Source organism: Rossellomorea yichunensis, from assembly GCF_032337515.1.
Lineage (GTDB): Bacteria > Bacillota > Bacilli > Bacillales > Bacillaceae_B > Rossellomorea > Rossellomorea yichunensis.
The window spans coordinates 95958-103233 of record NZ_JAVYAD010000008.1 but is presented as its reverse complement, the minus strand read 5'-3'; the positions used below and the strand labels follow the sequence as shown (position 1 = coordinate 103233).

Annotated in this window: 8 protein-coding genes; 6 read left to right on the top strand and 2 right to left on the bottom strand. The window is 39.6% G+C overall.

Annotation, left to right across the window (positions count from 1 at the left end):
- Window positions 1-169 precede the first annotated feature (169 nt).
- From RSX31_RS20815 to RSX31_RS20805, 3 genes are all read left to right on the top strand, one after another.
- Window positions 170-304 carry a hypothetical protein gene (locus tag RSX31_RS20815; RefSeq protein ID WP_262371676.1) on the top strand — a complete coding sequence of 45 codons (135 nt, stop codon included), beginning with the start codon at window positions 170-172 and terminating at the stop codon, window positions 302-304.
- Window positions 305-615: 311 nt separating this feature from the next.
- Window positions 616-2031, top strand: a complete 1416-nt coding sequence (locus RSX31_RS20810; protein WP_315635893.1) for an N-acetylmuramoyl-L-alanine amidase — start codon at window positions 616-618, stop codon at window positions 2029-2031.
- 130 nt (window positions 2032-2161) lie between these two features.
- Entirely contained in the window at window positions 2162-2476 is a 315-nt protein-coding gene (locus RSX31_RS20805; RefSeq protein ID WP_148969120.1) for a DUF3892 domain-containing protein, read from the top strand.
- A gap of 107 nt (window positions 2477-2583) precedes the next feature.
- On the opposite strand, the gene RSX31_RS20800 is transcribed toward RSX31_RS20805, so the two are convergent.
- Both RSX31_RS20800 and RSX31_RS20795 read right to left on the bottom strand, forming a co-directional pair.
- The gene (locus RSX31_RS20800) at window positions 2584-3345 is read right to left on the bottom strand and encodes an AAA family ATPase (RefSeq protein ID WP_315635892.1); all 762 of its coding nucleotides are present in this window, start codon (window positions 3343-3345) and stop codon (window positions 2584-2586) included.
- 99 nt (window positions 3346-3444) lie between these two features.
- Window positions 3445-3681, bottom strand: a complete 237-nt coding sequence (locus tag RSX31_RS20795; RefSeq protein WP_148969118.1) for a hypothetical protein — start codon at window positions 3679-3681, stop codon at window positions 3445-3447.
- Window positions 3682-3886: 205 nt separating this feature from the next.
- Here RSX31_RS20795 and RSX31_RS20790 point away from each other — a divergent pair, with 205 nt between their 5' ends.
- The 3 genes from RSX31_RS20790 to spoIIP all read left to right on the top strand — a co-directional run bounded on the left by RSX31_RS20790 (window position 3887) and on the right by spoIIP (window position 7232).
- The gene (locus tag RSX31_RS20790; RefSeq protein WP_148993789.1) at window positions 3887-5362 is read left to right on the top strand and encodes a flavin monoamine oxidase family protein; all 1476 of its coding nucleotides are present in this window, start codon (window positions 3887-3889) and stop codon (window positions 5360-5362) included.
- Between the two features lie 131 nt (window positions 5363-5493).
- A complete protein-coding gene (locus tag RSX31_RS20785; RefSeq protein WP_148993790.1) occupies window positions 5494-5967 on the top strand; it encodes a DUF2975 domain-containing protein in 474 nt (157 codons plus the stop codon).
- A gap of 101 nt (window positions 5968-6068) precedes the next feature.
- Window positions 6069-7232: a stage II sporulation protein P gene (gene spoIIP / locus RSX31_RS20780; RefSeq protein WP_187443367.1), complete on the top strand. Its 1164-nt coding sequence runs from the start codon at window positions 6069-6071 to the stop codon at window positions 7230-7232.
- The last annotated feature ends 44 nt before the right edge of the window (window positions 7233-7276 follow it).

Sequence of the window (7276 nt, the reverse complement as noted above, 5' to 3'; positions counted from 1 at the left end):
TTAAAAAAAAAGAACTTCCATAAATCTGGGAGTTCCATTTTTTTATCAAATATCAACATTAAACTTTAACAAAGCCTAAAAAAAAGGCTGTCCAATTTCTATAAAAACTCGTTGCTTGTCCTCACCTTCTACTCACTCTCGGCATAAAGTATTCTATGGAGGTGATGCATTGGCAAGAAAATTACAAGTGTATCTATTCAGCAGTCCACCAGCAACTCATTCCAAGTATGACTTGGGATCTCCTTCCCTCTCAAATATGTACGTTGCACAGTTTGGGGTAACTCTTCGACTCCTGACTCATTAAAAGAACAATGGTTATAAGATCAACAGTTCATACTGAAAAAAATGAAGCGAGCACCAGTATGAACCTCCGCCGGCCAATTGATACAAAATGATGAATAAGAACGAGAGTTAAGAAATAAAATAAAGAAATAGAATAAAAACACCTATAAGAAAGTTTCCTCCATAAAAATAGAATCGTGCATAAAAAGTGTTCCCTTCACTACAGGGAACATTTTTTCGTATTATCTTAGAGGAGAAAGCAGGTAAAGTCCAAGCAGGCTTGTCCATATGTGAATATAGTACTATATGTCATACTCTTAGGAGGATATAATATTGAAAACTATAATGATTGATCCTGGTCATGGAGGTACTGATCCAGGTGCTGTTTACAATGGGAATGAAGAGAAAACCTTCAATCTCTCAACGGCACTCATTGTAAGAGACTATTTGTTGAAAAACTACAATGTGGACATTTTGATGACGAGAACTGGTAATGAAACGCTTTCTTTAACGGAAAGATCAAACTTTGCCAACCGTACTAATCCTGATTTTTACTTGTCCATCCATCATAATGCTGGGGGTGGAACCGGATTTGAGAGCTATGTGTATAATGGCAGTGTTCCTTCCCAGACGATTACCTATCAGAAAATCATTCACGATGAGGTTACTTCAGCTATTCAATCATCTTATAATGTGATTGATAGAGGGAAAAAGAGAGCGAATTTTCACGTATTACGTGAAACGAACATGTCTTCACTTCTACTTGAGATTCTATTTATTGATAATCCAAAAGATATTGCGTTAATGAACAACGCTGCATTTAGAAAGACTGTAGGTGTGGCAATCGCAAGGGGTGTTGCTAAGGCTTTAGGTTTACCTGCGAAAATAGTGAATGAAAAAGAACTTTTCAAAGTGATCGCTGGATCATTTACGAAGCGTGAAAATGCTGAAGACCGGGTAAATGAGTTGAATAGAAAAGGTTTAAATTCATTCATTGATACAGTGGTGGTCTTGGGGAAAACGTATTACAGGGTTCAAACTGGTGCTTTTACAGAAAGAGTGAACGCAGAAAAACAAGTGGCCACACTAAAAAAAATGGGTATTGAAGCATTTATTTTAGTAAGAGTTGCCGATGATAGCCCCAAGCCCCCTGTACCATCTCCAACTGATCCGCCAAAACCGACACAGCCTCCTTTGCCGCCGGGAATACAGTATTCAATTTTGGGCACATCTGTATTACGAGCAGAACAATTGGATGACTTTGTGAAAACGATTAACCCGGATGCGCCACTGTTAGGGGGATTTTATCTCTTTTACGGGAATCTTTATGGAATTAGAGGCGACGTAGCTTACGCTCAAGCAATACATGAAACCAACTATTTCAGATTCACAGGACAAGTCAACCCAAATCAAAATAACTATGCAGGGATTGGTACTACCGGTCCTGGTAATGACGGAGCATCATTTAAGACTCCAGAAGAAGGGGTTCTTGCTCATATTCAGCATCTGTACGCGTATGCTTCAACCGATCCAATTCCACAAGGACAATCACTCGTGGATCCCCGTTTTTCATTGGTCACGCGAGGGAGCGCCAAAAACTGGACAGATTTGAACGGAAAATGGGCAGTACCGGGGACAACCTATGGACAAAGCATTCTTTCTGTTTATAAAAGAAACATCCAAGATGCGATGAAAGCTATAGAGGAACAAAAAATTGTGTTAAATGATACTCTTGAGAAACTGAAATGATGATAGTTGGGTGCCGTGATGGATGGCACTCTTTTTTGCGTTGGAGAGGAAGCGATGTATATTTGACTTATTTTATCATAATCCCTTGCTCCAGAGTTAATACTAAACGTACGTTCGGGAGGTGAACCAGATGGAAAAGAAGAGCTTTGAACAGGTTTATGAAGAATACAAGAAGCAAGGTGAATTTCAAGCTGAAGTAGAAATGGCTCAGGAGATTGCAACTGGAGCAGAACAGATTGTAGCCGTTCGCCGAAATGAGGATGACGATCTCATCGCTTTTAAAACCGAAAGCGGGAGGGAGTTGGATTATATCACTGCACTTGAAGAAGCAAAGTCAGGAAAACTGGCTCATGTCGATGTGATTCATCGGTATGGGAGAGATGTTCTTCGCAGTGAACCCGATGGTATAAAAGAGAATAATTTAAGTGAACTTCCTTCTTTTTAACAATAATAAAATCGAGCATAAAACCAGTGTTGGTTTTATGCTCGATTTTATTATTAAGGGAATGCTTCATCAATCAACAACTTTATGAATAAATCCTATTCCCACGTTCAGTCCTCATCTTTCAATAGATGATAGATCATTCGTTCCCGCTCATCAAAAAATTGCTTCATAATCTTATAATGGCTGGTTTCTTCCAATGAAGACTCTTCTAAACCTTCTTCTGTTAATTCAATCAGGGAAGAAGAAGGGTATGCCATCAGAATGGGTGAGTGAGTGGCAATAATGAACTGTGAGTCATCATTCACAAGTTCATGTATCCTGGAGAGCATGGATAACTGCCTTAAGGGGGAGAGTGCGGCTTCCGGCTCATCCAATATGTAAATCCCTTTACCTCGAAAACGATTCATAAAGGTTGAGAAAAAGGCTTCTCCGTGTGATTGCTCATGGAGAGATTTCCCTCCAAAAGAATCAATCACTCGCGGCCCAAAAGAGGGCTGCTGATCCAATTTTTCTATATTCGTCGCAACATTGTAAAAGCTTTCTGCTCTCAAGAAAAAACCATCCTTTGGTCGTTCGACGCCTCTCACAATCCTTAAGTACTTATCCAGATTCGAATACGAATCATACGTGGAGAATGAAAAGTTCAGCGTACCTCCTTCAGGATTAAAACCAATGGCCATTGCAATGGCCTCAAGGAGAGTTGATTTCCCCATTCCGTTTTCCCCCACAATAAATGTAACATTTGGGTGAAAGGAGAGGTCTGTCAGGCTCCGAATACTTGGAATATGAAAGGGATACGAATGAAAAGAAGGAACGTTTTCCCTTTGAAGTGACACTTTTCGAATATAAGATTGAGAAGATAAAGACATAATGTCCTCCTTTTTATCTATAGGTTAGCATAAAAAAACAGATTCCGGGTACAAAAAAATGCCATCACGATTTACGTAATGGCATTCCATTTTATTATCTTATCTTGAAGGTTCGAGAAGAACAACACTTTCTATAGTTGTAGCCAAAAGACTAATGTCTGTAAACTCTTCAACTTTCATTGAATCCATATATGTGATTTGAAAGCAATCCCTGTCCAACTGGTAGGTAACGGTCATAACGGGTGAGTGATCATGACTTGATATCGTATGAACGATCTCACTATCCTTGAATTCCTTAAGAGTATTGAGCATGGTTACGATATTTTCTAGTGACATATAACATGTCTCCCTTCTACTTGCTCGAGGGATTGACTAAATACAGTCTCGTAGACCCAATGAAACTTAAGTATAACACATAAACGTATAAATAGAAACGTTTGTTCTGAAAATGACTGGAAATGAGCTTTTTGTCACAGATATCATACGTATACCCCCTTTCTTGACGTCATATGATGTAAGAAAAAGGGAGGCGGGTGATGAGATGGTAAATCAACTTTCAAAAGATGACCCCTCCAAATTGAACTATCCAGACGATATGCTGGCCATTATCCGGAATGGATTAAATCCAACCAAACCCAAAAAAGTGATAATCATTGGAGCAGGAATGAGTGGTTTAGTCGCAGCTTCTCTACTGAAAAAAGCCGGACATGAGGTAACGGTTTTAGAAGGAAATAAACGGATCGGGGGCAGGGTATATACAGTTCGTAAGCCATTCACACCCGGTAATTATTTGGACCTGGGAGCCATGAGAATTCCCGATAACCATCAGTTGGTGTTTGAGTATATCCGAAGATTCAAGCTTCCTTATCATGAATTCATTAATAATTCCCCAAGAGATTTACTATTTGTAAACAATATCCTTACAACAAGGGAGCTATACGAAAATAATCCAGCCATTCTACAGTATCCTTTACCAGAAGGTGAGCAGGGTAAAACGGCTTCGCAATTATTCCTTGAAGCAACCAAACCCTTTATCGAATTGTATAATAACAGTGACCATGAGGAACAACAAAATTTAATAAAAAAATACTCTGGCTATTCGATGGGACAATTTTTAGCAAATAACCCATACGGTAAATCATTATCCTATAATGCAATCCGGAAAATCAATGTCATTCTCGGGATAGAAGGATTCCCTGAATTCTCCTTCGTCGACATATTAAAAGACATCATCTTTCCTATATTCAGGAAACAAACAAAATTTTATCAAATAAAAGGAGGAAACGACCACTTACCTTATGGATTTGTCCAAGAGATTGGGTCACACATTCTACTGAATCAAAAAGTGACCCACATTATACAATCCGATGGCGGAGTAAGCGTTAGATCAGTAAACTCCGCAGACGGATTGGTACGGGAATACAATGCCGATTATGTCATTGTAACCATACCATTTACTGTCTTCCAGTATATCGATGTCGTACCTTATGATTCAATATCCTTCAAAAAGTGGCAGGCGATCCGGGAAGTAACGAATATTCCATCCGTCAAAATAGGAATCGAATTTCGTCGTCGCTTCTGGGAAGATATGGATTACGGAAACATCGTGTCAGATCTCCCCACACGCTTTACGTATATGCCGAGTCACGACAAGGGTAGCAATAAACCAGGGGTCATGTTAGCGAGTTACAGCTGGGGACAGAATGCACTCTTATGGAACAGTAAATCAAAACAAGAAATCATCAAAGAAGTATTAGAAGACCTATCTAAAATATATGGCGAACAGGTGTATACTGAAATGCTGAATTATGTAGTCTACAACTGGAGTAAAAACCCATTCTCTGCAGGATGTTTTACCCTTTATACCCCTGGTCAGGCAAGTGATATCGGGGATTATATCAAGATACCCGAAGGCAGAATTCATTTTGCCGGAGAGCACACATCCTCTTTTCATGGTTGGATTGAAGGGGCGATAGAGTCGGGGGTAAGGGCAGCCAATGAAGTGAATAGCAGATAAGGGATTAAAATGCATGAGTTTACTCATGCATTTGTTCGTATAGAAGTTTTTATAAAAAATCAATAATATTTTATTGGAAAACAATAAATCTCATTATATAATTTAGAAAAACATGGTATCAGAGGTGTGTTATGAAACGAGGAACGACGATTTTTTTAAAAGGGGCAGTAATGGCAATAGGAGCGATTGTATTCATCCTTTGTATTGTCTGGTTGCCAACCATGGCGAAGCATTCGGCCGATCTATTTCCCCAATTCGCTTATTTGAAATGGCCGATTTTAATAGGATTATACTTAACAGCGGTTCCATTTAATTTAGCGCTGTACCAAGCTTTTAAGCTTTTAACGTGTATTGAAGAGAACGCTTTTTCGACGAAGGCAATAGTGGCTCTTCACCGAATAAAACTGTATGCCTTACTAATTACTGCCATTTATGTGTCAGGAATAGTGTTTCTACTAATCCAAAATGCTCTTCATCCGGGTATTGCTATGGTCGGGATCATTATTAGCTTTGCGTCTGTCACCATATCGATATTCGCAGCAGTCCTACAAGAATTACTGCGGAATGCACTTAAACTAAAAGTTGAAAATGATTACACGGTATGAGGTGAAATAGGAAATCCGACCGAATCCCGGAAAAAACCTTCTACTCTATCAACACCCTGCATAAAGTTAACTATTAAATACTTTATATAGGGGTACTGATGATGTCGTATAAGTCTCGAAACAACAATAGCTTAGTCCCACTAGTATTCGTCTCTATGAAGGCCATCATTCGGGTAGTATTGATCGGTATCGTACTCATGTACTTGACCGTATGGTTGATCTCGTCAACTGCCATAAAATTGAGGGTGGATAGTTTACTGTATTCATCAATGTCGGAACTAGTACCGAAGGAAACGTTTCTTATGTTGTTGTCACAGGAAATGACAGGATTGCGGGTTACAAATGAGGCAGCATTAAACAGTGATTTTGATTGGTTGGAAAGCGTCACGAATGTTTCACTCCTTGATCCGCGAAGTTTATTTGGACGGGAAATCCCGGGAATCGAAAATTATCATACTCACATAGCCGTTGCGGGGAAGGGGACTGACATTACGAACCTCCCGAATGAATCACCGGCGCCAACAGAAGATCAGTTGAAAGATCAGGAATTCGATCAGAGCCAAATTGATCAGGCAAACAACAACTCGGGAGACGGAGTTCAAGAGATTGATGAAAAATCCGTCTACATCTATCATTCACACAGCTGGGAAGCGTTCAGCCCGCTAATTAAAAATAACGATTCGAAAGATCCAGCGAGTACCAACGAGAAGGTCAACGTCATTGCTGTAGGGTCCAAATTAAAGCAAGAACTTGAAGCAAGGGGGATTGGGGCAGTTCAGGATAAGACAGATGTAAACAAAGCACTCAAAGACAAGTCATGGACATATTTTGAATCCTATCAGTTATCAAGGGGACTAGTACAAGAAGCCATAGCCCAAAACGATGACTTAACGTACCTGATCGATATTCATCGGGATTCTCAGCCGCGGAGCATCACTACCAAAACCATTAACGGTAAAAACTATGCACGCTTATTTTTTATCGTAGGAAAAGAAAACAAAAACTTTGAAAAGAACCTTAAGATCGCAAAGGAATTGAATGCTAAACTGGAGGAAAAATATCCTGGCATCAGCCGGGGAGTTTTCATCAAAACAAGAGCAGAAGGTAACGGGGTTTACAATCAGGACCTAACCGAGAGAGCCATGTTACTTGAGTTTGGCGGAGTTGAAAATAATTTAGTGGAATTGTATAACTCTACAGAAGCGTTTGCGGAGATTTTTGCAGAATATTACAAGAAGGATGCTGTCGAGGTAAATGCACAATAATTGAAAGGGAGAAAAGACGTATGCCGTGTGGTAGACGTCTTTTT